The organism is Marinobacter sp. AC-23, assembly GCF_001858325.1.
Taxonomy (GTDB): domain Bacteria; phylum Pseudomonadota; class Gammaproteobacteria; order Pseudomonadales; family Oleiphilaceae; genus Marinobacter.
This window is the reverse complement of sequence record NZ_MBPP01000001.1, coordinates 444305-466771: the sequence shown is the minus strand read 5'-3', so window position 1 is coordinate 466771 and position 22467 is coordinate 444305. Positions and strand designations below refer to the sequence as shown.

Sequence of the window (22467 nt, the reverse complement as noted above, 5' to 3'; positions counted from 1 at the left end):
GTTCTGTTCTGCAGAGCGGGGGTTTTTTATTTATAATGCCGGGTCGTCTGATCTACTATGGGCGATCCCATTCAAAAGAAGGAGTTTGTGCTTTGAGTTCAGTAGATTCCCAGCAACGGGTTTTGTCCGGTATGCGTCCGACCGGCAAGCTTCACCTTGGCCACTACCACGGTGTGCTGAAAAACTGGGTGAAACTCCAGCACGAATTTGAGTGCTTCTTTTTTATCGCCGACTGGCATGCCCTGACAACGCAATATGATGACCCTTCCGGCATAGAACAAAGTGTCTGGGATATGGTAATCGACTGGCTTGCTGCAGGGGTTAATCCCGGCTCCTCCACCATGTTTATTCAGTCTCAGGTGCCGGAGCATGCAGAACTGCACCTACTGTTGTCGATGATCACGCCACTGGGTTGGTTAGAGCGCATTCCCACCTACAAGGACCAGCAGGAAAAACTGCGGGAAAAAGACCTGGCCACCTACGGTTTCCTCGGCTATCCGCTGTTGCAAACCGCCGACATACTGATGTACCGCGCAGGCAAAGTGCCTGTGGGTGCCGACCAAGTGTCACACGTTGAGATCACCCGTGAGATTGCCCGCCGTTTCAACCATATTTACGGGCGCGAACCCGGGTTTGAAGAACAGGCTGAGTCTGCCATCGTTAAGATGGGCAAGAAAAACGCCAAGCTTTATCGCACTCTCAAGAAGCGCTACCAGGAAGAGGGTGACATGGAGGCGCTGGAAACCGCTCGCGCCTTGCTCATGGAGCAACAGAACATTTCCCTTGGTGATCGTGAACGCCTTTATGGCTACATCGAGGGTGGCGGCAAGGTGATTCTGGCAGAACCCCAGCCACTGCTTACACCGGAATCCAAAATGCCGGGATTGGACGGGCAAAAAATGTCCAAGTCCTACAACAACTACATTGGCCTGAGGGAAGAACCAGATAGTGTGGCCCAGAAAGTCCGGACCATGCAGACCGATCCCCAGCGAGTGCGGCGTACCGACCCGGGGGAGCCTGAGAAGTGCCCGGTATGGGGGCTGCATAAAGTGTATTCCGATAAGACAACCAAAGAGTGGGTTCAGACTGGCTGTCGCAGCGCTGGTATTGGCTGTCTTGAATGCAAGGCGCCGCTGATTGAGTCCATCGTGGAAGAGCAGCGGCCACTGCGTGAACGAGCTCTTGAGTACGAAGGTAACCCGGATCTTGTACAGTCGATTTTACAGGAAGGGCGCGAACATGCCCGGGACGCAGCCAGGGATACGCTTGAGGAAGTCCGCGCAGCCATGGGTCTGAGCTATCGCTAAGCCAGAGCCATTGGCACGGGTATCCGGAAAGCCGCTGACAGATCTTCCCAGCGACTTGTATATTCCACCGGATGCCCTTGCTGTGTTTCTTGAGGCTTTTGAAGGGCCTCTTGATCTTTTGCTTTACCTGATCCGGCGCCAGAATATGGACATTCTGGATATAGACGTAAGTGATATAACCCGGCAATACATGGAGTATATTGGAGCCGTTGAGGCCATGCGCTTCGATTTGGCTGCAGAATACTTGGTGATGGCCGCCACGCTGGCAGAGATCAAATCTCGCATGCTTTTGCCGAGGCAGGAGTACGATGAAGACGAAGAGGTGGATCCAAGAGCAGAATTGATTCGCCGGCTACAACAGTACGAACGGTTCAAGCAGGCTGCAGAGGATGTTGATGCACTGCCGCGCATGGAGCGAGACACTTTGCCTGTATCTGCTGCTTTGCCACAGTTAGCTTCAAATCAACCCCATCCGGATGTTGATATGCGGGACATGCTGCTTGCGCTCCAGGGCGTGCTGAAGCGTGCGGATCTTTTTACCAGTCATCATGTGGAAAAGGAAAGGCTGTCCACCCGGGAACGGATGTCAGCCATCCTGGCGGCGTTGCAGGACGATCAGTTTGTTGCCTTTCAGAGCCTGTTTACCTTAGAAGAGGGGCGGCTTGGGGTAGTGGTTACCTTTATAGCAACGTTGGAACTGGTGAAAGAGCAGCTGATAGAATTAGTGCAAACAGACGTTATGGGCTCGATTCACGTGCGCGCGCGGGCTGCCCGGTAGAATACTCCGCACATGGAAAACGTTGAATTATCATGAATGAAGAGCACCTTTCGAGAATTCAGGCTATTGCCGAAGCAGCATTGCTTGCGGCGGGCAGGCCTCTATCCCTTGATCAATTGCGTGAACTGTTTACCGAAGATGATCGCCCCGCCCGGCAAATTATGGAGCACGTCATGATGCTTCTTGGTCAAGCGTGTGAGGGGCGAGGTTTCGAGCTGCGTAAAGTGGCAAGTGGCTACCGCCTTCAGGTTAGAGAGGAGTTTGCGCCTTGGGTCAGCCGTCTTTTTGAGGAAAAACCTCAGCGGTATTCCCGGGCACTACTGGAAACCCTCGCGTTAATTGCCTACCGCCAACCCATCACTCGCGGCGAGATCGAAGACGTTCGTGGTGTAACGGTAAGCAGCAATATCATTCGCACATTACTTGAGCGAGAGTGGGTTCGTGTTGTGGGGCACAGGGACGTTCCCGGTCGGCCAGCCATGTATGCCACGACCCGGCAATTTCTTGACTATTTCAATCTTACCGGCCTTGATCAATTACCACCGCTATCTGAGATTCGGGATCTGGAAGAAATAGGGCGGGAGATCGAAAAGAGTATTCAAGCCGAGATCAAGTTTGATTCAGCACCGGCAGAACCCGCGGGCGATAGCCCGCCGGACCAGACAATTCACTGATACCATACGGGCATCAGTCAGCGACTAAGGATTATTTTCATGGCGTCAGAACGCCCCGGGAAAAAGGCAAAACCGACCGCCAAACCGGCTGCCGATTCGGTTACTAACGAAGGTCCGGAACGGATCCAGAAACTCCTCGCTCGTGCCGGTATCGGCTCGCGCAGAGAAATTGAAGGCTGGATGGAATCAGGGCACCTCATGGTAAATGGTGAGGCCGCAGAGCCTGGCCAGAAGGCAACGGTGAGCGATCGTTTCGAGTTGGATGGAAAACGCCTGGACGTTACTGCGGCTGCTGTTACGGTGCGCCGGGTTTTGATCTATAACAAGCCCGAAGGCGAGTTAACCACTCGTAAAGATCCTGAGGGTCGGCCAACGGTTTTCGACCGCCTGCCACGGCTCAGGGATACCCGCTGGATATCCATTGGTCGTCTGGATATCAATACCACTGGGCTTGTGCTTTTCACTACAGATGGTGAGTTGGCTAACCGCCTGATGCATCCTTCCAGCCAAATTGACCGCGAATACGCTGTAAGGGTGTTTGGTGAGGTTGATGATGCAATGATCGAACGTTTGAGGGCAGGTGTGTTGCTTGAGGACGGCATGGCGAAATTCAGTGATATCAGTCCAGCTGGTGGCAGTGGAATAAACCGCTGGTTCCACGTAACGCTTCTGGAAGGCCGTAACCGTGAGGTTCGGCGCTTGTGGGAATCCCAAGGGGTGCGCGTAAGCCGTTTGAAGCGAGTACGTTACGGGCCTATTTTCCTGCCTAGCAGGTTGACGCTGGGCAAATGGGAAGAGCTAGACCAAAAGGCGGTGGACACCCTTAGCAGTACTGTGGGGCTCACCTCCGTTGATATACCCCAGAAAACTCCGGATGAAAAAGCCGCACATGAGCGGCAAAGAAGGAAAAGCCCGGGCAGTGGCGCCAGAAAAGCAGGGACCCGTCGTTGGGACGTAAGCGATACCAAGCCCACGCGCAGCGGTGGTTCTGATAAATCCCGCGGCGGTGCCGGCAAGCCTCAGAAAGGGGCAGGCAGGCCTCGCAAGGCTCATTCTGACAAATAATTGATAAAGTTCAATGGATGGCCTGGGTGTGGTGCTTGCGCAGGCTGTTCAGCCAATGCTTGCAAACACCTTGGTGCAGTTTCTGCCTTGGCCTTTTGCTCTGTACAGAGCCTCGTCGGCGCGGGCTATCCACTGATTTGCGCCTTCTTCTGCCAGGTGTCGGGCGACACCGCAGCTGGTGGTTACCGAAAGATCTGTGCCGCCGCAATCCACCCTCAGGGCCGCAATCGCATTGCGTACTCGATCCGCTACATCTTGTGCTTCCTGCTCACCTGTATGGGGAAGCAAAATCGCAAACTCTTCACCCCCAAACCGATAAACGCTATCTGAGTTTCTGATTGCATTTTCAATAGCTTTTGCGGTTAGCCGCAGCAGATGATCACCCACCACGTGCCCATGCTGGTCGTTTACAGTTTTAAAATGATCCAGGTCGCAGAGAATCAGCGAATACTCTTCTCGGTGGCGATCAGAAAGCAGGCTGGCGCGCTGAAGATGCTCATCTAACGCTCGCTTGTTAGGAATGGAAGTTAACGCGTCGGTCAGCGCTGCCTGCTCAATTGTCATAAACTGGCAGGCGTTGCGTAGAGGGCAAATCGCTGCGCTGATGAATATTTCGATGCCCTGTAGTTCCTCGTCTGAAAACTTCTGCCGACGATTTAGAGTGAGGGTGCCGTAGCATACCCCTTCAAGGTTAAGTCTGTATTCACAGCGGTGTGGTCCGCCCATTCCGGTTGCGTATACGAAGTCCCGGTTTGCGACCTGGTGGCGATAGCTCAGGGCATCAAATGGAATAGTGGTGCCTATCTCTTCTGCCAGAATGCCAAGCTGGGTTTCCAGGGAAAGGCTAGTGGAAAGGCGGCGTGTGAGTCTTGTAAGAGGATCTGGCGTGTTTGACCATCCCTGATAGGCCTGCCGTAACGCTGCCAGGTCTTTTGCCTGAGTAATGCTTCGTTGTATCGATGGAATGTTTTTCACTACGGCTTACTCTCCGGCAGAAGTCATCAAAGCTTTAGGCTATTCAGTACTTATCAGTAGTGAATAGCACTGATCGTGCCGAAGTATTTTTTATATATAAATAACAGTGGGGTAAGCGTGATATCTAAAGCAGTTTGATGGGGCTGTAGCCCCGTCTGTACTAGGGCGTCAAAAAAACGGCAAGGTTCTTCCGGTGGCTGCGCGTGCTGGCACAAAATGCCTTTCCAGGGGGGGTGGGGATAAAGAGTCCCTGTGGTAAACTCAGCGGCTTATATTCGCGCCGTTTTCAGAAGTGAGCAATAGTTCGTATGACGTTTCAGGCCCCAGAAAGTCTCGCCGAACAGATCGCCCAGCATTTGGGTCAGCGTATTGTTACGCGAGATCTGAAGCCCGGAAGCCGAATTCAGGAGCTTAAAGTTTCCGGCGATCTGAATGTCAGCAGGGGTTCTGTACGTGAAGCCCTGCTGGTTTTGGAGCGCCGGCACTTGGTCGAGATTTTTCCGCGCCGGGGCGCGGTGGTTTCCAGCCTCACTGAAGCGAGCGTCAATAATCTCTATGATATTTACATCGATCTGCTCTGTATGCTCGGGCGCAAAGTGATAGAGCGCTGGGCAGCTGACGAACTTGGCGGCGTTATGAGGCGTGTCCGGGAAGTTGAGGCTGTTATTCAAGCGGTGAGCTCTACCGAACCCGATGCTGCCGAAAAAGTCATTGATGCGGGCTTTGGAGTTATGCAGTACGCCTACGATTTAGTAGATAATCCGTTTCTTGAAGAAACCCTGGAAAACTTCAGACCGGCGATCAGTCGCACTTATTTTGCGGCTCTTGAGAATTTCCGGGAAGGCATTGGGCAGACTGCCATATTCTTTCAGCGTCTTGGTGAGGCTGCGCTTAGCGGTGATGCCGATCATTTGCAATCTGCAATACGGGCATTCGGTGAATATCAGCGCCAGCAGATATTGAGTATTCTCAGGGAGGAGGAGAGCGCGTGACATGCGCCTGAAATCCATCAAGCTTGCCGGGTTCAAGTCATTCGTCGACCCAACAACGGTTCCATTTCCCACCAATATGACGGCAGTGGTTGGTCCTAATGGTTGTGGTAAGTCCAATATAATTGATGCTGTCCGCTGGGTGATGGGAGAGAGCTCCGCCAAGTATTTGCGCGGCGAATCCATGACCGATGTTATCTTCAACGGCTCCAGTGCCCGCAAGCCGGTTGGCCAGGCCTCTATCGAGCTTTTGTTTGATAACAGCGATGGGTCTGCTCCGGGCGAGTTTGTCCGCTTTAACGAAATCTCCGTGCGTCGCCGGGTTTCCCGGGAAGGTCAGTCAGAATACTTTCTTAATGGCTCCAAGTGCCGCCGCCGGGACATTACTGACCTGTTTTTGGGCACGGGCCTGGGCCCGCGAAGCTACGCCATTATTGAACAGGGCATGATTTCACGGTTGATTGAGGCCAAGCCCGAAGAATTGCGAATCTACATTGAAGAAGCGGCCGGCATATCGAAATACAAGGAGCGCCGTCGGGAAACTGAAAACCGGATGCGCCGCACCCAGGAAAACCTTGAGCGTCTCACGGATCTTCGGGAAGAATTGGGGCGTCAATTGCAGCACCTTGAGCGTCAGGCAGCTGCCGCGGAGAAATACAAATCCCACAAACACGATGAGCGCCAAAAAAAAGCAGAACTCACGGTTCTACGCTGGCGGTCTTTGGATAACGATCTGCAAACATGGCGCGGTAAAATTCGCGACACAGAGCTTGAGCTTGAAAAACAGCTTACCGATCGGATCAGCCTGGAAACCTCCCTCGAGTCTCTACGAGACAGCCACCACGAGCGCACAGAGCACTTCAACCGTGCCCAGGCCCGTTATTATGAGGCGGGTGCGGATATTGCCCGCATTGAGCAAAGTCTTGAGCATCAGCGAGAGCGCAGCCGGCAGACCGCGGCGGAGCTGGATCAGGCCATGGCCAATCAGCGTGAGCTTGCCCGGGAGCTGAGCCAAGATGAAGACAAACTGGCCGCTATTCGTGAAGAATTGGGGATGATTGAGCCTGAACAGGAGGCTCTGGCCACCCGTTCTGAAGAATCTGCAGAGAAGCTCCAGCAAGCAGAAGAGGCAATGAGTGATTGGCAGCAGCGCTGGGAAGAGTTCGGCTCGCGCTCAGCCGACGCTCGCCGCGAGGCAGAGCTTGCGCAATCCCGAATCCGCTCCCTGGATGATGCGATAGAGCAGTTGCTGGCGCGCCAGCGCAAGCTGCACGATGAGCAAGCACAGCTTGATGCACAGATTGACCGTGTGGAGCTTGAGGAATTTCTCGAGCAGCAGGAAGCGCTGGAGTTGCAACGAGAAGAAGCGGCAGAGCGGATTGAGGCGGTACAGGACGGACTACACGATGCCCGCCATAATCAGCGTGACACTGAACAGAGTTTGATGGAGGTTCGACAGCGCGCCCATAGCTTGCAGGCCGCTCTGGAATCCCAGCAATCGCTGTTGGACGAGCAAATGGGCGGGCAGAACGACAGCTTGCAGGCATGGCTAGAGGAGTATGGGCTGGGCCATTTCCCAAGGGTTGCAGGCAAGCTTCGAATCGACGATGGCTGGGAATTTGCTCTGGAACAAATCATCGGGCGGTTCAGTCAGGGGCTGCTGCTGCCCGATATCAATACGTTGTCCCAGGCCTTGCAGAGTGCACCCAAGGGCCTTGCCGTTATTCAGTCTGGTTCAGGCAGTGGCTCGCCTGCTCAGGGCCTGGCAGAAAAAGTCCATGGAATGCCCTCTGTAAACGCCATGCTTACGGGTATTGATACGGCGGAAACCCTCTCAGATGCTATATCGCAAAGGAATGAGCTTGCAGAAGGCCGAAGCATTATAACCCGTGCGGGTGTGTGGGTGGCTCGTGACTGGGTGCTGATGCCAGACTCTGACGCCAGCCAGATCGGTGTTATAGAGCGGCAGAAAAAAGTTGATGAGCTAACAGCGCAGTTAGCGCAAGCGGAGCAGTCACTGGAAGAGGTGAATGCCCGTTACGAGGCGTTGCACGAGCTTACTGAAAGGCAGAATCTGCCGAGATGATGCCCAGGCCCGCTTGAGTGAAACCGATCGTGAGCTTAGCCTGGTGGTCTCTAAAGTCAGTGGCCTCCGCGCCCGAGCCGAGCAAATCGATGCACGCCTTGCGCGTATTCGTGAGGATGCGGCAGAGGTTGCTCTGAACCTGGAAGAGCAACAGGAAAACCTGGGTGTTGCCCGTGAAGAGTGGCAACAATCGCTCGCCTTAACGGAAGATAGCGACGATGAAAAAGAACGCCTGCTTGAGCAGCGTGACTTGCTTCGGGAAAATCTGGATGGCCTGCGCCAGGAAGCACGCCACGACCGGGATCACGCCCATCAGTTGCAATTACAGTTACAGTCGCTCAGCAGTCAGCGAGATGGTTTGAGCCAGACCATAGATCGAATGCAAATGCAAAAAGAGCGGCTTGAGGAACGCCTGGAAATTCTCAGGGAGTCCCGAGAAAGCGCGGAAGAGCCCATGGAAGATTTGCAGATGCAGCTGGAAGGGTTGTTGGATCGCAGGCTTTCTGAAGAAGAAAAGCTTGGCTTGGCCCGGGATGCGCTGGAAGAAATTGACCGCGAAGTGAGAGAGAAAGAGCAGGGCAGGAGCGGTACTGATCACCGAATTCAGGATGTGCGCTCAAAGCTGGAAAAATTGAAGATGGAGTCCCAGGCACTCGAGATCCGCTCGGGTAATTATATTGAGCAGCTTGAAGAGTTGGATGTGAAGCTGCAGGACATATTGTCGCGGCTACCTGATGATGCAAGTCAGGATGAGTGGGCTGCAGAGCTTGAAAGAATCGGTAATCGTATTCAGCGTTTAGGCGCTATCAATCTGGCGGCCATTGACGAATACCAGGTTCAGAGCGAGCGCAAAACCTATCTTGATAGCCAGCACGAAGACTTGGTTGAAGCGCTGGAAATTCTGGATACCGCCATTCGTAAAATTGACCGGGAAACTCGCCAGCGCTTCAAGGAAACCTTTGATCAGGTAAACGGCGGCCTTCAAGCTCTGTTCCCGAAAGTGTTCGGGGGCGGCAACGCTTCTCTTGAACTCACTGGTGAAGACCTCCTGGAGACAGGGGTAACCATCATGCGCGCCCCCCGGGTAAGAAAAATAGTACAATTCACCTGCTTTCAGGGGGTGAAAAGGCGTTAACAGCCATCGCCTTGGTGTTTTCAATTTTCCAGCTCAATCCAGCGCCCTTCTGTATGCTGGATGAAGTTGACGCGCCCTTGGATGATGCCAACGTTGGCCGTTATGCCAATCTGGTCAAAGAAATGTCGAGCCAGGTTCAGTTTATCTACATAACCCACAACAAAATTGCCATGGAAATGGCTGACCAATTGATGGGCGTAACCATGCATGAGCCTGGGTGTTCGCGCTTGGTAACCGTGGATGTGGAAGAGGCGGTTGCGCTGGTGGAGGCTTGAAAACCGGATTGACCAGAATTCCGCCAAGAATGACAAAAAGGCCATGTGATGTGGCTTTGCGTTGTATTCATTACGCGCTTTTTTTAGAGTAGCAGCCAGAGCACTTTATTCGCTCCCGGATCCGATCTGCAAACAGGACATCAGCACTATGTCACTTAGGGAATGGTTAATTGCCATCGGCACCCTGGTTATCATCGGTATAGTTATTGATGGTTTGAGGCGAATGCACCGTGCCCGAAAGGAATCCATTGCGATTTCTTCGGGTATGGGCGCCGATGACCTGAAAGAATCTCCGCTGGATGAACACCATAATCCGGAGCTTCCAAATGGAGGCGCGAGGACTATTTCAAACGATACGCTTGAGGAGCGAGGGTACGTTCGACGTGAGAAACCGTCACGCCCTCGGGTTCAGAAGCAAAAACCGACGCGACCCGTTCGGGACACTTTGCAAAGCACGGCACCTTCTTCCTCAGAGAGTTTCTCATCCACAGAGTCTCTTCAGAATGAAGCTGAAGAGTGGGAGAAGCAAAGCACCGATACCTCAGGGTATTCATCTTTTGAGCCAGAAGATGCCACGGTGGATACCGGTTGGGGTGCAGTAGAAGAGGATTTTCCCGATACTGCACCTGAGCCATCTGCAAGTGCCGCAGCCGATGTAGAAGAAGATACGGCACGCCGTGAGCCTAAAAACCCTGCCCCTGACCAGCCTTTGGCGGGAGCCAACCGCCCCGAAGCCCGTGAAGTTATTGTAATAAACGTGCTCGCGCCTCAGGGCAAGGACTTCAGCGGAGCGGCCCTGCAGAAACTGTTCGAAGCCTGCGGTTTGGTGCATGGCGACATGAAAATTTATCACCGCCATGAGGCAGAAGATACCATTAGCCCCGTGCAGTTCAGCGTCGCGAATGCGGTTGAGCCTGGCACCTTTAAGCCGGATGACGTAGCTGCGATGACAACACCTGGCATTAGCTTCTTCATGAGCATGCCTGGGCCAACCAGTGCATTGCAGGCTTTTGATTTTATGCTTGAAACTGCCCAGTGCGTGGTTAAAAATCTTGGCGGTGAGCTGAAAGATGAGCGTCGAAGCGTAATGACGGCTCAAACAATTGAGCACTGTCGGCAGCGCATTCGTGAGTATGAGCGAAAGCAGCGGTCGCCACGTCACTGAGCCGGCCTGGGTCAGAGTGAGACGAACAATGCCCGGAGTGATCCGGGTATTTTTTTGATAGCCAAGAGCACCAATTTATGACCAAGCCGTCACCGGAAAGTCTCAAGCGGGCAGAAGAACTGAGGTCTGCACTTGATGAGCATAACTACCGGTATTATGTGCTGGATGACCCAGGCGTTCCGGATGCGGAATACGATCGCCTGTTCCGAGAACTACAGAAGCTTGAGGCTGATCACCCAGAGTTGGCCTCGGACGATTCGCCAACCCGCCGGGTAGGCAGTAAGGCCGAGACCAGCTTTGAGGAAGTGGTTCATCGCCTGCCCATGTTGTCTCTGGATAACGCATTCAGTGAAGACGAACTTCGCGACTTTGATCGCCGGGTGAGAGAAAGGCTTGGCAGTGATAATGATGTTGAATACGTGTGTGAGCCAAAACTGGATGGGCTGGCTGTTAGCCTGCATTACGAGCAGGGGTCTCTTATTCGGGCGGCGACCCGTGGCGATGGGTATGCAGGTGAGGATATTACGGCAAATATCCGCACTATCCCGTCGGTTCCGCTGCGGCTGCGTGGCAATTCTGTGCCAGAGCTGGTGGAAGTCCGCGGTGAAGTCTATATGCCGAAGGTCGGCTTTGAGGCGTTGAATAGTCGGCTGGAAAATCAGGGTGAAAAAGCCTTCGTTAACCCCCGAAATGCCGCTGCCGGCAGTCTGCGCCAGAAAAAATCCACGGTCACTGCCAAGCGGCCATTGGAAATGTGCGCCTACAGCGTTGCAGTTACCGATGAAAGCCAGTTACCGGATACACAGTGGGCGTGTCTACAGCAAGTCCAGCGCTGGGGGTTTCGGATTAACCCTGAAATGCGCAAGGCCCAAGGGGCGAGTGAATGCCTTTTGGCTTATGAAGAGTTGATGCAAAAACGCGATGCACTTCCGTATGGGATTGACGGCATCGTTTTCAAAGTAAACAGGCTGGATTATCAGAAAGCATTAGGGTTTGTGTCACGTGCTCCACGCTGGGCTATCGCCCAAAAGTTTCCCGCCCAGGAAGAGCTAACAGTTATTGAAGACGTTGAGTTTCAGGTGGGCCGCACAGGCGCCGTCACACCCGTTGCCAGACTTAAGCCAGTGTTTGTGGGCGGTGTTACGGTAAGCAATGCCACGCTCCATAATATGGATGAGATCCGCCGTCTGGATGTTCGCATTGGCGATACAGTGTTTGTTCGCCGGGCAGGCGATGTCATCCCGAAAGTGGTGAAAGTGGTTACGGAAAAGCGACCGGCTAACGCAAAGGTGGTAGAACTCCCAAAACAGTGTCCGGTTTGCGACTCGGATGTTGTTCAGATAGAAGGCGAAGCGGTCGCGCGGTGCTCCGGTGGCTTGTTTTGTCCCGCCCAGCGAAAAGAGGCGATTCGACACTACGCCTCCAGAAAAGCCCTCGATATCGAAGGCCTGGGTGATAAGTGGATTGATATTCTGGTTGATCAGGGCATGGTGAAAACCGTTGCGGACATTTACCTCCTAACCGCCCGGAATTTAACTCGACTGGATCGCATGGGTGAAAAATCTGCGAGCAACCTGGTTGCGGCTATTGATCGTTCCCGCGAGCCGGTGCTCTGGCGCTTTCTCTACGCCCTGGGTATCAGAGAGGTAGGCGAGGCAACGGCAAAATCCTTGGCATCGCATTTTGGCTCGCTTGAAGAGGTAGCAAAGGCCGACGAGGAGTCGCTTATAGCAGTACAAGATGTCGGCCCCATTGTCGCCGGCCATATTCGTAGTTTTTTTGAGCAGCCCCATAACCGGGAAACGCTCGACGCCCTGCGTGACGCCGGCGTGAAATGGCAAGAAGAGGTGATTACTGCCGGCGCAAAGCCACTTCATGGGCAAACCTGGGTGCTTACCGGCACCTTGTCTGAACTAACCCGGGATGAAGCTCGGGAAAAGCTGGAAGCGTTGGGTGCCAAAGTTGCCGGAAGTGTCTCCAAGAAAACCGCTTGCGTTGTGGCAGGTGAGGCCGCCGGCTCCAAACTTGCGAAGGCAGAACAGCTCGGCGTGGAGATACTGAATGAACAAGGCTTGCTGGAAATGTTGAAAGAACACGAATTGTTGTAAGCACTCGCGCCACAGATTTTAGTCGTTCAAGCCTGCCAGAAGATGGTGGGCCGGTGAATCTGAGAACTCGCGCAGATACCCCGTTTCCGAAACTGGCTAACATGGTGTTGTTCTGTAACGGTGTGTAAAACGCTGGCTGGCGCCAGCGCTTATGCACTGCCATAACAACAACGTTCTGAAACGGATTTTTCCATGCGCGCCGAGTTGTTTTCCCGCACTGCCATCGCCATGCAGGTGGCTATTACTTTGCTGCTTGCCCTTACCGTCTCGGGTTGTAAAACCGAGAAGGATCCGGACCAGCCAACTATTCTGGGCGCCACTCCGACAACTGCCTACCTGGGGGTAGAGTACTACTACAATTTTGGAGCGTATGGCGGCGAAAGCATACTCGATTACACCCTAACCAATGCCCCTTCGTGGCTGGCGCTCGAAGAGACCAGTAACAAAGCCCGTCAAGGCATTATCATGCGCGGTGTGCCTGGCCTCAGTGGCGGCGCTCGCGGCGATGCGGATTTGGGCAAACTGGAAGGCATTAACCTGGTAAGCACCGATGGCCAAATGGCCGGTTATCAGGCGTTTGATATTGAAGTTAAATACAACGCCCTGTCACTGGAGGCAGACACGTTTACAGAAGGCGAATCGCTAACTATTCCCGATACCCGCCGGGAGCGCTGTGAATTGCCCGATCTGGATACCCCTGGAGAGCACGGGTTTACCATCAACACCTATGATGGAAACGGCGTTGTTACCGGCACTAGCCCCCTTGTTTTGCCCACTCGTTCTGTTTTCGTAAAGGTCCTACTGGATAAACCTTCAGTCACTCGGGTGGCGGTTGCATTCGAACTGACATCGGATTATGACGCAGCCAGCTGCGATCCCGGCGAAACTGCTCCACACCAGTACTGCGATCAAAGCAAAGCTAACGCCGGTGATGCCATTCCCGGACAAGATATAGTCGCTCTAGGCAGCAACAGCGAACCGAAGCTGGAAGATCTTTCCTATCTGACCTACGAAGCAGATAACGAAGGGGTTTATACCGGTGGTGTTATCACATTCGAGCCCGGAATTACCGAGTGCTATATTCGGCTGGAAGTGGTGGACGATAGCTTCCCGGAACCCACGGAAGCACTCCAACTAAGCCTTACGGAAGTACGCTCTGGGCTTGCCGGGCTGGGGCCAACCAATGGGGGTGTGCGCACCAACCTGGTAGTTGATGATAATGAGCCAGTGGTGAGCCTGGAGACTGTGAAAGGCGGAGCACGAGACACGCTGAATGTGGGGGGCTCCCGCACGTATGTAGCGCGTCTGACGGGGGATCGGGAAGGGGTGGTTTACGCCATTCTTGGAGACTCAGAAAACGCTACTGGCCGGCTTGGTACAGAGTTCAGCACCGGTCTGCCCGACAATAGACTCGAATTTCCGGTCGACGTAGATGAGGTGACATTTACGATTGATGTTGTCGACCCTGGCTCCTATTCCAACCCTAACCTAAACGATCGTATTATTCTGCTGGGGTTGAATGAGCGGCGCCAGTTGGGTCGGGAGAACTACGCCCGGGCCGCCTCTGAGAGCATGCTCCGTGTCAGTATCAATGAGCAGGCCTTGCCACTTAATGTCGGTTCTGAAAGCAGTTTCGTCGCAACAGATATAACCCTGGGTCATTCCGGCAGGCTGTTTGTGGCTGGGTACGATACTAACGATAGCGACAGGGTGCAGGTACGCATATTCAGCCAGAAGGGCGCCTTGCTTCAGACACTTGAAGTGTCAGCGGCTGGAGACCAACTGAACAAGCCAGAACCGATAGTTAGCGTGGCCAAGCGCGAGATAACCAAGGGTAACGTAAAGAGTGATCGCCTTGAACTTTTGGTAGCTTATAGCACTGACAAGCTGGTGGCTGATACCACGGGCCATGGCGGCATAGATATTGTCAGTTCGTTGTTCTGGTACGACGAAGCAGCGGCTGGCGGTGAGTATGTTGAATCCTGGGTCACTCGTACAGGCACCGCAGGCGACGATGTTGTTCGTTGGGTTGGCCTGAACGCCGCAAGCGGTTTTGCTGTAATTGCCGGCACGACCAATGGTGAGTGGCCGGGCCAAACCAATGCTGGCGGTTTTGATAGCTTTTTGCAGCGCATAGATTCTCAGGCTGATGGAAGCGATTTTATTCCGGTACCGGCCTGGGCACGACAAGCGGATCATCGTCGGATGACCGTGTGGCTGGCGCAAGCGCGGAAGGTGTCAGCCCGATACTGTTCGGGTCTGCCGTGGGGGCTGTTAATGGTGAGCCAGTACTGGGCGGTGAAGACGCCTATTTTTATAGTACGGCATCGGGAGATGGAAACCTCACCGTATACCAGCGTGGAACCGACGCGAATGAGCGTATAACCGGCGGTGTCGTGGAAGGAAGCAACTTATGGCTACTGGGTAATGGCAGTAATGAATACGCGGTTACCCCAGAGGCAGAAGACAACCTGAGCCTAACGAGTGCGCCCGTTACCAGCCAAAGTGGTTTTGTGCTGGGGTACACCACAGGCGGTGAGGTTGTTCGGGCGTTTAACCTGAACGATGAAGCCGACACTTCTACTGAGCAGTTCGTTGCACTGACCGGCTTTTCGGGGGATCTGATTGCTGCAGGAGATACCGGTGGCGACTTCACCGGCAGTAATGCTGCAAGTGGCGGTGGGTCTGCAATTCTCGCACGAATGTCACTGATTCCCGAGCCAGAGCCAAACACGGAAACCTCGGTGTTCCGCAACGAATGGCGCTATCAATTGAGCGCAGGTAACTCGTCAGTCACACGGCTTGCCAACTATAGGGACGACGAAGTTGTGGCGCTGACGCGCCAGGGCTCAGAGTGGGTAGTTTTGCTGTTCAGCCCCGAGGGTGAGTTGCTGACGGCACCCTAAACGGTGCCTTGCTGGCCATCGGCGCTTGCATACAGGCGAAGGTAGTCTGTGCTGGTGATGACACCCACGGGCTCTCCTAGAGTGTCTATAACCAGGGCGGCATTGAGCCGGTGTGCCAGCATTAGCCTGGCAAGCCGGTGCGCATCGGTTTCAGGGGAGGCCGTCAGGAATGCCGGCAATTCAATGTGTACCAGGCTTTGACTCATCGCATGGGTTTGGCTTTCATACAGCCAGGCCAGAAGCCATTGTTTCCCTACTAGCCCGGCCACATACGTGTCGGCCATAACGACCAAGTGATTGGCACCTTGTTCGTTCATCTCGGTAATTGCCTCCTCAACGGTGGCTGAGGCGGGTAGAGAGTATAAAGCGGGCGTGTATAGAGAAGAGACTGGCAGGTAAGCACGCTGCTCCTTGCGCTCGCCGGCTGCCGCTGCTCCATATTCTTCCAGGGCACGATGCCGGCCGGATTGCGCCGCAAGCTGAAATTCAGCATCTGTTGCTTCGCCACGCTCGGGGTTGATCGGCTGGCTCTCTGCCAGCTCACTGACATTGCCCACGCGGCGCCCCCGGAGTGCTTCTGGCAATCTTGTTCCTACTGGGCGGCCTGGCTCGCTAACAAAAATAGACACCTGTCATATCCTCTGGGAAGAGCTCTCACATAGTGTATCGGCGCGGGAGCGGAAAGCATTAACCGTAATTGGTTATGCTGGCGCCAACTTCTTCTGCCGCATACGGCCAGTCGCCACTCTTTTGGCCAGAGACATCGGCAGGGCGCACGGCTGCCCCGTCAACTGATCTGCCACAAACTCCGCGAGCAGCGGGGCATAGGTAAGGCCTTTGCTGCCCATGCCAGTCAAAAGATAGAGCCCTTCCACCTCCAAGCCCTGTGAGTCACAAAGCGGCCCAGCTACAGGCTGATAATCGTGGGTTGTACAGCGAAACCCAACGCGCCCTGCAAGCTGAGCCGGCAGATCACCCGTAGCCATGCTTTCTGAGAGTATATTTGGCACCATGGATGAAAGCTCCCTGATATTTTCCCGGTGGCTCTCAATTGTGGGTTCAGGTTCATCGCTGTGGAGGTCGAACGTAGCACCGATCACAGCCACTTTTTCACCGTGAGGGCCGTATGCCGGGTTGAAATAGCGCGCACCGCAAATCACTGCCCGAGGGCTATCAATCAGTGACCCAGGTACGTGAGTGACCTGCCCGCGAATGGCTTTAAAGCGGAATGTGTCTGGGCTTGGAATAAGTTGTGGGGTGAGATGTCCGGCGCAGATAACGACTTGGTTTGAGTGGATGTCCGGGCTATCGGAACCGGCTCCGGAAATATGCCATTTACCCGCAGAGAGTTGGATTTGCGTTACAGAGTAAGCGAACGCTTTGCGAATGCCTCTATGCAATACCAGCTCTTTACAGAGTTTGGCTGGCTCCAGCCAGCCACACCCAGGAAACCACAAGCCGCCGCTCATTAGGCGAGCCCCCGTAAGAATTTCGGCTTCCTCCCGGGAGACCGGGCGCAGTAAATCCGCTGGGTATTGGTTGCGCTCAATAAAACGGCGCTGGCGAGACTGCTCCGCATCACTCCACGCAAGCTGAATCAGGCCGGTTGGGTGCCAATATTGGTCGCGATAAGGGGAATAATATCGCTGGCTAAACGTTAGCGCAGAGAGAGCGAGCTCGGTTTGGTGGTTAAACTCAACCCCGAGCTTTACGTACATCGCGCCCTGAAGGTTACCCGAGGCAGCCGAGCCAGGTTCATTTGCCGCGTCTATCAACGTAACGGCGTACCCCCTGTGGGCAAGGTTGTTGGCAAGCAGGCATCCAGCAATGCCAGCGCCAATAACCGCTACAGAGTTTGTATGTGTTTCGAGCGTTTCTGGTGGGACCGGCGGTAAGTTTTCAGGCAAGAAAACGCCGTTTAGAGTTTCCCGGTTAGGCTTGAATCCATCCGTCTTCCGCATGCGGAACCCCGCACTTTCCAGCAAGCTCTGTGTCTCCTCTGTGGCGCAGCATGAAGATACTGTCGTCCCGGGTTTGCTGTGCTCGCGGAGCTGATTGGTGGGGATTTCTTGCGCCAGTTCAGGGCCTGGAGCTGGTTCGGCTCCATCCAAAAACCATGCGTCGGCCTTAAAGTTAAGTGAGTTCCAAGCGGCTTGCTGATCGCCAAAAAACAGGGTCAGGCGAACTCGACCGCCTGCTAAAACGAGGCGGTGAGCGCCGCGAACCAGTGGCGGGTAGCAGGCAATCAGCTCGTCTGCTAAATCTTGAAGCTCTGGAGACAAAAAGAGCGCCTTCTCAAGATCCTGTAGCGTCAATGGACAAGGCTCAGAGGCCACGAAGTGAAGTGTGGCGGCATGGGATGGGCCCCACACTTGCCAAGCTTGCCATGTGGCGAGAAAGTTCAGGCCGGTGCCAAACCCGCACTGCGCAACCACGAAGGAGCCTGATACAGGAATCGAGGCAAAACGCGCGGGCAGATCATTGTGTTCGATAAACTCGTGGTGGAATGCAGCCAGCGCATTTTTTGCGGATAGTGGCGCACCTGAGAAGTGTTTCAATTCAGGTACGCCATGGTGCCAGTTTAATTGCGCAGGCTCTATTGCTGGCGGAACAGTGGGTAGACTCATGATGGATGTCCTGCCGTATCCTTCTATTCCAGCACTGTCACACTCTCGATAATCACCGGATTCACTGGTACATCGGCCATGCCCCGAACCCGAGCTGTTTTAACTTTTGCAATGGTATCCACCACACCCATGCCCGCGGTTACCTTGGCGAAAACCGCGTAGCCTGCTCCGCGAACTCCGGCGTTCAAAAAATCGTTGTTTGCTACATTAATGAAGAACTGGGACGTTGCGGAGTCCGGGGCATTAGTTCGTGCCATGGAAACCGTACCACGCAAGTTGGGCAAAGTTGGTGAGGCTTCATTCTTGATAGGAGCGCGAGTTTCTTTGCGTGTCATCTCATTTGTAAAACCACCACCCTGGACCATGAAGCCGGGAATCACTCGATGGTAAATTGTGCCGTCAAAAAAACCATCACGGGCGTATTGCAGAAAGTTTTCGACCGATTTTGGCGCAACGTCGGGGCGAAGCTGCAGTTCAATAGCACCTTCGCTGGTCAGGATCCGAACTTTAGGCAATTCGGCTTTTGCATTTACAGTGTCAGTTTCGGCGTGTGCTTGTAGTGCGAAAAGGAATAAGCCGAGAAACATAACCACGACACGCATCACATTACTTAATGGTTTTACCGAATTTGTCATTAACAGGCTCTCAGTTGGTTAGCGGCAGGTGGTTTTCCTGCAATAATTAAGTGGACTCAACAGTACCCCGATCTTAACAGATTTGATTCACAGTTCGGGAAGCACGGCTGCGCATAATGACTTGCTATAGGCTAGTCTTTGAGCGTAGAAAAACACTCACCGGGCCGGGTTGTACGGTAATCACTGTGAGCAAGAGGAAAGGCTAGTGAGACTCCGTAAAGGGTTTGAGGAAAAATCGCGGCTTGGGCGGTTGCTGGTCAATCGTGGTTATTTGTCTGAGGATCAACTCGATGACGGCCTTAGGCTGCAGCGCGACAGCGGTAAACGCCTGGGTGAAGTATTCATTGCAGCCGGCTGGATAACCGAACGAGAGCTCGGTCGGGTGTTGAAGCACCAATCCCGTTACCGTAGCGCAGCGGCAATGGTCACCATGGTAGCTCTTCCGTTTCAGCCGCTGGTTACGTTTGCGGCGAGCAATAGTGCCAGTGCAGCCCAAGCAGCAGAAGCTGGGGAGCTTTTAGAAACGGCCGGAATGTTACCATTGACGGAAGATGAGCTGTCCGCGGTGGCCGGGCAGGGTAATCGCTCGTTGCTGGATCGAATTGGCCAGCCAGAACCCGATGTTATCGAAGGCATAAAGCTTACGGCCAATGTGTTCGTACCTACGCTTAATTTTCTGGACTCGGATTTTTCGATTTCCGGCGTGAATTATCGCGATGGGGAGCCACGCTACGAGGTAAGTGAAGACGGTGCGGTCACCATGGCATTTCCTGAGCGCATTGAAGAGATTCGTATGGATAATATCCGGGTCAGCGGCGGGAGCAGCCCTGCGATGGGTAACGTAAGCATTCAAGACATCCGCTTCCACCCTGATTCCAGAATGACAATCTATACACGCTGATCAGGCGCTGGCAAGAACCGTGCGGTTTGATACGGTTGTTTGCTGGCCTTTGGCACCGTACAGCTTCTGCTGCCCGGAAGCTCCCCGGAAAATATCGGTAAGCCGAGCCAGGCGCTTCTGTAGATGATTGATTATGCGCCCGTTGTTCTCGTTGAGAGCGTGGCACTCACGAAGCTTTGTTTCGGCTTGTTGCCAGAGGGTGTGCAGGTCATTGAGGCCTGCGCTACGAATAAAACGAGAAGGTTCGCCACTGTCTGGCCGAAAACCCATAGCCACTAACAGGTGAATTTTTTGTTTTGCACGCTCACGGATCTGCCCGAGAATAGTGTCTTTTTCCCGTGTCAGTATATCGAGGGTTCTAGTATCGGAGCCGGAAAGGCAGGCGTTCTCTTTATGTAGAATGTCCGCCAGAGTTTCGAGCTGGCGGATATCCAGGGAAAGAAGATTCTTCAGATCGTCAATTGCAGCCATGTTTTACTCACCCGAATATGCTTTTATCCATATCAAGCATTTTCTGGGCCAGTTTTTCTGCATCAATCTTGTAGGTGCCGTTTTCGAGCGCTGAGCGAATCTGTTCGATCCGATCGTCGTCCATTTCAGGATAGTCTCCCAGCTTCTGTTCCAGCTGTTTTAGATTCCTGGCCTGGCTGCTCAAATTAACGTTTTCGCCGCGCGCACTCTGGGCCTTTGCGTTGGCCTGCTCTGGGGCGGCCTGCTTGGCACTTTGGCTGTTGGCGGGCTTTTCGGCCGTGGTTCTCTGGGTGTTGACCTGGCCTTGGCCAATTCCATTTAAGTCAACTGACATATCAGTACCTGCTTTACGGTTAAGCCACGCATGTGCGGGCTGGCTCGGGTTTATACCTGCTTAACGGCATGCCGCCGGCATACTTTAGGGGCAAATATACACTTTTCGTTAACAAATCGTCACACTCTTGAATGTCGCATAAGGCGGTGCCGGTTCGGCGGCATATTTTTGCCGGCGGAAAGGCCCTGCCGTCGTCGAACCTGCGCGCTACATTGGCACCTCGACGTGCCCGGGTGCCGTGACATTTGCTCTTACTGTGCGAGATGAGCCCAGGTTCTCTACCATAACCTGCTCACCCACAGACGCATTGGCCAGCGCTTTGCCCCGTGAACGAACCGAAAATGACCCGTTACGGGCAGTGATAATAACATGATCGCCTCGGCTAACGGCATCTGGCGCTTCGAGCAGATCCGGGGTTAGAACGGAGCCCGCATTTACCGGCCGGCGCACAACCATACCGCCTACAAGGCTGGCATCTGTTATTATTCCCCGCCGGCTGGCATTTACCACCACAGAGCGGGTTTTGATCATTCCGCGGGTTATCTGCTCGCCTCGGCCGAGCGGTCGGGCCGCAACCAGCGCAGGACCACTGATGGACACTGTGGCAGTAACATACATTCGCCAAGGGCGCTCCCCAGTGCAGGCTACCTGTAGCGAAGGGCGCTCGCTTTTCCAGGGGTCGCCGGTAAATTCCACTGCAAGAGCGGCACTACAGGCTGCCAGTGCGATTCGGTTGTCAATACTGCCGGTCTCGAATGCAACCTGATAACCCCTTTCTGCCTGGGTTGCTGCAAAAGCGTCAAGAAACGCCGTGGTGGCGCGGTGTATTTCGTCCGCAGTAGTTTTTGCTTGCACTGAGCTGGCTAGAGCCGACATGAACAAGGTCAATACTAAAAGCTGGGTGCGCATATATCCTCGTTTGTCCTATGCTGTCAGTAATACGGCAGAATTCACTGAAAATACCTAAGGGTTGCGGCGTTCCGGCCGTTAAATAGGCTTATCCGCTTGCGAGCGACGTAATTACGTCGTCCTGGCAACTTACTTTGATAGAACAGCAAAATGCATGCCGGTGCTATCCGGTATGCCAGGAGAGACTGCTATGGCAGGGGTATTGGATAGTGTAAACCAGCGCACGCAGCTGGTCGGGCAGAACCGCCTAGAGCTCCTTCTGTTTCGTTTGCGCGGTCGTCAGATATACGGCATCAACGTGTTCAAAGTTAAAGAGGTTCTTCAGTGTCCCAAGCTGTCGTCTATTCCCAATAGCCGTCCGGTGGTTCGAGGTGTGGCCCACACTCGTGGCGAAACCATTCCGGTTATTGATCTGGGTATGGCTATTGGCCTGCCAGGCATTCCTCAGGAAGAGTTGCCCAATAGCTTCGTGATCATTACCGAATACAACCGAAAAACCCAAGGGTTTTTGGTAACCGGTGTAGACCGAATCCTGAACATGAACTGGGAAGATATTCTGCCGCCACCGAAAGGAACCGGTAAGGATATTTACCTTACTGCCGTTACGAAAATTGATGATAAGCTCGCTGAAATCATAGATGTAGAGAAGGTTCTTTCGGAGGTTTCTCCGCTTCGGGAAGATGTTACCGAGGCAATTTTGAGCAAAAGCGCGGAGCGGGTGCCGGGGCACTTGCCGGTTCTCGTCGTAGACGACTCCTCGGTTGCGCGCCGTCAAATTGAGCGCTGCTTGGTCGCTATCGGTATGGAGGTGGTATCCCGTAATGACGGTAAGCAAGCGCTTGAATATCTTAAGGGAATTACGGCAGATGGTTCAAAAGCAACGGATCACCTTTCCCTGATTATCTCTGATGTGGAAATGCCTGAAATGGATGGGTATACACTGGTTACCCGAATTAAAAGTGATCCTGCACTCGCGGGCCTGTTTGTTATGCTTCATACCTCGCTTAGCGGTGTGTTCAACAAGGCCATGGTTAAGAAAGTCGGAGCGGATGATTTTATGGCCAAATTCAGCCCCGATGAACTTGCTGAGCGAATCATGGAAATTATTGATCAGAAATGATTTTATT

Annotated in this window: 18 protein-coding genes and 1 pseudogene; 12 read left to right on the top strand and 7 right to left on the bottom strand. The window is 53.8% G+C overall.

The window, feature by feature from the left end:
- Nucleotides 1–92: 92 nt before the first annotated feature.
- From BCA33_RS02170 to rluB, 4 genes are read left to right on the top strand one after another with little or no spacing between them, the layout of a single operon-like run.
- Nucleotides 93–1307: a tryptophan--tRNA ligase gene (locus BCA33_RS02170; protein ID WP_083394602.1), complete on the top strand. Its 1215-nt coding sequence runs from the start codon at nucleotides 93–95 to the stop codon at nucleotides 1305–1307.
- The gene (locus BCA33_RS02165; RefSeq protein WP_071263165.1) at nucleotides 1300–2085 is read left to right on the top strand and encodes a ScpA family protein; all 786 of its coding nucleotides are present in this window, start codon (nucleotides 1300–1302) and stop codon (nucleotides 2083–2085) included. Before BCA33_RS02170 ends, BCA33_RS02165 begins: the two co-directional genes overlap by 8 nt.
- Before the next feature lie 32 nt (nucleotides 2086–2117).
- Entirely contained in the window at nucleotides 2118–2759 is a 642-nt protein-coding gene (gene scpB / locus BCA33_RS02160; protein ID WP_071263164.1) for an SMC-Scp complex subunit ScpB, read from the top strand.
- A 39-nt stretch (nucleotides 2760–2798) separates the two neighbouring features.
- Entirely contained in the window at nucleotides 2799–3824 is a 1026-nt protein-coding gene (gene rluB, locus BCA33_RS02155) for a 23S rRNA pseudouridine(2605) synthase RluB (RefSeq protein WP_071263163.1), read from the top strand.
- A 48-nt stretch (nucleotides 3825–3872) separates the two neighbouring features.
- On the opposite strand, the gene BCA33_RS02150 is transcribed toward rluB, so the two are convergent.
- Entirely contained in the window at nucleotides 3873–4799 is a 927-nt protein-coding gene (locus BCA33_RS02150) for a GGDEF domain-containing protein (protein WP_071263162.1), read from the bottom strand.
- Nucleotides 4800–5107: 308 nt separating this feature from the next.
- Between BCA33_RS02150 and BCA33_RS02145 the strand changes: the two genes are divergently transcribed.
- The 6 genes and pseudogenes from BCA33_RS02145 to BCA33_RS21170 all read left to right on the top strand — a co-directional run bounded on the left by BCA33_RS02145 (nucleotide 5108) and on the right by BCA33_RS21170 (nucleotide 15463).
- The gene (locus BCA33_RS02145) at nucleotides 5108–5791 is read left to right on the top strand and encodes a GntR family transcriptional regulator (protein ID WP_071263161.1); all 684 of its coding nucleotides are present in this window, start codon (nucleotides 5108–5110) and stop codon (nucleotides 5789–5791) included.
- Nucleotide 5792: 1 nt separating this feature from the next.
- Nucleotides 5793–9284, top strand: a pseudogene (gene smc / locus BCA33_RS02140) (chromosome segregation protein SMC).
- Nucleotides 9285–9432: 148 nt separating this feature from the next.
- Nucleotides 9433–10449: a cell division protein ZipA gene (gene zipA, locus BCA33_RS02135; protein ID WP_071263160.1), complete on the top strand. Its 1017-nt coding sequence runs from the start codon at nucleotides 9433–9435 to the stop codon at nucleotides 10447–10449.
- A gap of 77 nt (nucleotides 10450–10526) precedes the next feature.
- The gene (gene ligA / locus BCA33_RS02130) at nucleotides 10527–12557 is read left to right on the top strand and encodes an NAD-dependent DNA ligase LigA (protein ID WP_071263159.1); all 2031 of its coding nucleotides are present in this window, start codon (nucleotides 10527–10529) and stop codon (nucleotides 12555–12557) included.
- Nucleotides 12558–12749: 192 nt separating this feature from the next.
- Nucleotides 12750–14942: a hypothetical protein gene (locus BCA33_RS02125; protein WP_254774116.1), complete on the top strand. Its 2193-nt coding sequence runs from the start codon at nucleotides 12750–12752 to the stop codon at nucleotides 14940–14942.
- Nucleotides 14943–14953: 11 nt separating this feature from the next.
- Nucleotides 14954–15463: a hypothetical protein gene (locus BCA33_RS21170; RefSeq protein ID WP_254774115.1), complete on the top strand. Its 510-nt coding sequence runs from the start codon at nucleotides 14954–14956 to the stop codon at nucleotides 15461–15463.
- On the opposite strand, the gene BCA33_RS02120 is transcribed toward BCA33_RS21170, so the two are convergent.
- From BCA33_RS02120 to BCA33_RS02110, 3 genes are all read right to left on the bottom strand, one after another.
- A complete protein-coding gene (locus BCA33_RS02120; RefSeq protein WP_071263158.1) occupies nucleotides 15460–16092 on the bottom strand; it encodes a CBS domain-containing protein in 633 nt (210 codons plus the stop codon). The genes BCA33_RS21170 and BCA33_RS02120 overlap by 4 nt on opposite strands.
- Before the next feature lie 72 nt (nucleotides 16093–16164).
- Nucleotides 16165–18090, bottom strand: a complete 1926-nt coding sequence (mnmC, locus tag BCA33_RS02115) for an FAD-dependent 5-carboxymethylaminomethyl-2-thiouridine(34) oxidoreductase MnmC (protein ID WP_071263157.1) — start codon at nucleotides 18088–18090, stop codon at nucleotides 16165–16167.
- A 23-nt stretch (nucleotides 18091–18113) separates the two neighbouring features.
- The gene (locus tag BCA33_RS02110; protein ID WP_071263156.1) at nucleotides 18114–18725 is read right to left on the bottom strand and encodes a peptidylprolyl isomerase; all 612 of its coding nucleotides are present in this window, start codon (nucleotides 18723–18725) and stop codon (nucleotides 18114–18116) included.
- A gap of 205 nt (nucleotides 18726–18930) precedes the next feature.
- On the opposite strand from BCA33_RS02110, the gene BCA33_RS02105 reads away from it, so the two are divergent.
- Nucleotides 18931–19626 carry a pilus assembly protein PilB gene (locus BCA33_RS02105; RefSeq protein WP_071263155.1) on the top strand — a complete coding sequence of 232 codons (696 nt, stop codon included), beginning with the start codon at nucleotides 18931–18933 and terminating at the stop codon, nucleotides 19624–19626.
- Here BCA33_RS02105 and BCA33_RS02100 read toward each other — a convergent pair whose 3' ends face one another.
- The 3 genes from BCA33_RS02100 to flgA form a co-directional block, all read right to left on the bottom strand.
- Nucleotides 19627–20097 (bottom strand): flagella synthesis protein FlgN, encoded by a 471-nt coding sequence (locus tag BCA33_RS02100; RefSeq protein WP_071263154.1) that lies wholly within the window; start codon nucleotides 20095–20097, stop codon nucleotides 19627–19629. It abuts the gene before it with no gap.
- Between the two features lie 7 nt (nucleotides 20098–20104).
- The gene (gene flgM / locus BCA33_RS02095) at nucleotides 20105–20431 is read right to left on the bottom strand and encodes a flagellar biosynthesis anti-sigma factor FlgM (protein ID WP_071263153.1); all 327 of its coding nucleotides are present in this window, start codon (nucleotides 20429–20431) and stop codon (nucleotides 20105–20107) included.
- Between the two features lie 207 nt (nucleotides 20432–20638).
- Nucleotides 20639–21340 carry a flagellar basal body P-ring formation chaperone FlgA gene (gene flgA / locus BCA33_RS02090; RefSeq protein ID WP_071263152.1) on the bottom strand — a complete coding sequence of 234 codons (702 nt, stop codon included), beginning with the start codon at nucleotides 21338–21340 and terminating at the stop codon, nucleotides 20639–20641.
- A gap of 190 nt (nucleotides 21341–21530) precedes the next feature.
- On the opposite strand from flgA, the gene BCA33_RS02085 reads away from it, so the two are divergent.
- Nucleotides 21531–22460 carry a chemotaxis protein CheV gene (locus BCA33_RS02085; RefSeq protein WP_071263151.1) on the top strand — a complete coding sequence of 310 codons (930 nt, stop codon included), beginning with the start codon at nucleotides 21531–21533 and terminating at the stop codon, nucleotides 22458–22460.
- Nucleotides 22461–22467: the final 7 nt, after the last annotated feature.